This window comes from Flavisolibacter nicotianae (assembly GCF_003628535.1).
Taxonomy (GTDB): domain Bacteria; phylum Bacteroidota; class Bacteroidia; order Chitinophagales; family Chitinophagaceae; genus Flavisolibacter; species Flavisolibacter nicotianae.
Genome location: NZ_RBCI01000036.1, coordinates 1 through 2,746 on the forward strand (window position 1 = coordinate 1; position 2,746 = coordinate 2,746).

The following is a 2,746-nucleotide window of genomic DNA, read 5'->3' on the forward strand; positions in this document are numbered from 1 at the left end:
CTGAACCCTGTATTCCCGAAAATGTCGAGGCAATGGAATGAGACAAACAAAGGTGAGAAGAAATAAACCAGAAAGAATGTAAAAAGCTCGCATCAAAGGGAAGGTTGTTTAGTCGCGTATAACGTGACGAGGCTTTATGCAGTACTGGTATTTTGTGTTCTGCGGCCTCAATCCTTTGGTGAAGCAAAATAGCAAATCTTTTGTTGAGCACATATTCTTCTGCCTGTATTGCATGAAGCCTATGTTGTACGCTGCTGTCAGGAAAGATAATCCTTGGTCTTTCTGATAAGTTCCTTGTTTTCTGTTCGTTCAATAGTTGAAATATTCTGACGAAGCAGTTCTACAAACTTGATTTTTTCGTTTGGATATAGGTTCCAACCTTCCTCAGATAGACCAAGTAGTGAGTTAAGTAAGTCGCCAGGATAATAATCACCCTCGGCTAAAACATCTGCTTGAAGCACATTTATCGCTTTTGGAATTGTGAAGCGCAAACCGATTTGCTGTCCAATTAATAGCCTTAATTGTTCGGTGGTCAACTCTGAAACAGGAACTTTTCGATAATTGAAACACCTTTCGACCAAACTGGAAGGGAAGCTGACCTCTTGCCAATAATCATTTTCCAATTGCTCTATTGACCTATGCTCTTGCATCTAAGGAAAGGTAGTTTTGTAGCGTACAACGGGCAAAGCGTTTGTGAAGGAGTGGCATTTGGAAACTTCAGCTTCACGTTTGCTTTGCCGTTGATTAATGATTTGATGTTCAATTTAGCACTTCAACCACTCTTTTACAAACGCCATGTTGGCTGCTTCTTGGCTTTACTGACACTTGTCATTTGTGCTCTTATTGTCCTCCATCAGGATACCATATTTCAGCCCAAAGTGTTCCACTGTTCAAGTCGGCAACATACGTCCAGTTATTTTTTTCCTGGCTTTTACGAATGAAATAGATATTCTTAGTAGAAGTAAAAGCAGGCTTGTGACTATGTAAATAGTACCTGCTTGATAACTCTATATCCCGTAAATTATATAACGTGTCGAAGTGATATGCCCTTGTAAAGTTTCGTAGAGTGGCAGTATCGACCTTAAATACAGTCCCTGTCAGCCATTCCATATTGTCAAATGTCTCCAATACTTTATAGTCTTTCGGGAATTTGATGCCTGTTATTCTCTCATAGTAATCTTTTTCGAAAGAATTAGAATAGTCTAAACAGGACACAAGTGAGGTCGCCAATATGAACGTTAGAATGTATCTCATTAAGGTTGCAGCCAACGGAGAAGGTGTTGCTGTCAGTAGGTGAATTTGGAAAACTGCAGCTTCACTTTCGTCCTGTTGCTTGATAAAGGCAATAAGTTGAAAACATATTCGTCAGCACCTATTGAAGCAACACCCTGTTAGCAGCTGTTAGTTTTAGTCACCGCCGCCTTTCAACTTTATTTTCTTCACAGCCCATAGCCACGACAAGGTCAATGCAATGAGAAGCACAACAAAACAAGCAAACAACGTTTCTAGAATTTCCCGCCTTTCTAGCAATTGTGGTTCGCCATAAGAAATTAAGAGCATGGCAAGTTCGAAGAACAACAGCGTCACTATGGTAGTCACAAAAGCGCCAATAAATACAACGGTGTAGTATTTCTTTCCCTTCAAAAGGACTTCATAACCGGCTCTTCTGCCAATGATGAACATGGAAAGGAAGAAAAGGAGAATAAAAGCCAGAAAGTACCCATTCGTTTGTGCTTGTATGAAGAAAAGAAAGCCATTTGCAAAATCCCCCCTTGTATGATGGAATAACAAGACAAGTTCGTACAATCCAAATAAGAAAGCAGCTGCCTTTGTCAGCTGTTTTCCTCCTATACCCTTCGCTTGTTTTGGTGTCATTCTAAATAGCTGCTAACGGTTATCGGCTTGGCGTTCGGTGGGGAATTTGTTGTTCGTCCAGCCCTGAACTGAAGCCGAATTGAATTATCGATGATGAATTTAAGTACTAAAGCTGAATGTTGAACGTCGTGCCGGAACTGCTGCTTATAGATGCAAACAGTTGATGGCTTATTCGTCATGCCCCACTGACGCCAAACCGCTGTTAGCCGCTTTTCTTCGTCGCTTGTGTAATGATGAAAGCTAATGCAGCAATGAATGTCAAAATTCCTGGTACTATCATGGAATACATTCCTATGGCAAAACCATAACCACCGTTTCCTGTCTCAGGCATATTTACATACTCTGTCACCAGCCATGTGATAGTTAACAGGTAAAGTCCAACAATAATCCAATAAAAGATTGCTTTCTTCCCTTGGCGAATAATCTTCCGTATGATAAGAAAAAGAATTATGATGTAAACAAGTTGAATAATTATTAATTCACCTAAGCCTTCCATTCGATATTAGATTATTTCTGTGTCTAACAATAAAAGTCCATATTCACTTCCATCATCTTGCAACTTTCCACTCAATGTAAGTGTCACGCCCGTTTGAATTTTAGCCTCTTCTGATTTGTTTTTGAACAATGCTGTCAGCTTTCTTAGCTGTCCTGAATGAAATAGTTCCGTCTCGATGTACTTGTGTCCACCGTCAACGCCTGTTGCAAGTACTTTAAAAGTTGAAACGTGAATTGTCATAGAATTGCGCCTAACGTCAGTTTGTCTAAAAACTACGGTTAGTTTCCAAAACTACGCATGAATAAAGTGATTTAAAAGCTCACGGCGGTGGTCTTTTTCCGGCACAAGTAAAAAGTCGATGAAAATGTTGCAGGC

The 2,746-nt window shown here is 40.0% G+C and carries 4 protein-coding genes; all 4 read right to left on the minus strand.

Annotated elements, in window-relative coordinates:
* Positions 1–257 precede the first annotated feature (257 nt).
* Entirely contained in the window at positions 258–650 is a 393-nt protein-coding gene (locus D6024_RS26145; protein ID WP_121357775.1) for a contact-dependent growth inhibition system immunity protein, read from the minus strand.
* A 757-nt stretch (positions 651–1,407) separates the two neighbouring features.
* Positions 1,408–1,875, minus strand: coding sequence for a hypothetical protein (locus D6024_RS26155; RefSeq protein ID WP_121357777.1), 468 nt, complete (start codon positions 1,873–1,875; stop codon positions 1,408–1,410).
* A gap of 202 nt (positions 1,876–2,077) precedes the next feature.
* Positions 2,078–2,371 carry a hypothetical protein gene (locus D6024_RS26160; RefSeq protein WP_121357778.1) on the minus strand — a complete coding sequence of 98 codons (294 nt, stop codon included), beginning with the start codon at positions 2,369–2,371 and terminating at the stop codon, positions 2,078–2,080.
* Between the two features lie 6 nt (positions 2,372–2,377).
* Complete coding sequence (locus D6024_RS26165) at positions 2,378–2,611, minus strand: hypothetical protein (protein ID WP_121357779.1); 234 nt, start codon at positions 2,609–2,611, stop codon at positions 2,378–2,380.
* Between the last annotated feature and the right edge of the window lie 135 nt (positions 2,612–2,746).

What these genes read in the sequence shown, in the direction of transcription:
- D6024_RS26145 (WP_121357775.1), bottom strand. Translation starts at nt 650, where the DNA reads ATGCAAGAGCATAGGTCAATAGAGCAATTGGAAAATGATTATTGGCAA.
- D6024_RS26155 (WP_121357777.1), bottom strand. Translation starts at nt 1,875, where the DNA reads ATGACACCAAAACAAGCGAAGGGTATAGGAGGAAAACAGCTGACAAAG.
- D6024_RS26160 (WP_121357778.1), bottom strand. Translation starts at nt 2,371, where the DNA reads ATGGAAGGCTTAGGTGAATTAATAATTATTCAACTTGTTTACATCATA.
- D6024_RS26165 (WP_121357779.1), bottom strand. Translation starts at nt 2,611, where the DNA reads ATGACAATTCACGTTTCAACTTTTAAAGTACTTGCAACAGGCGTTGAC.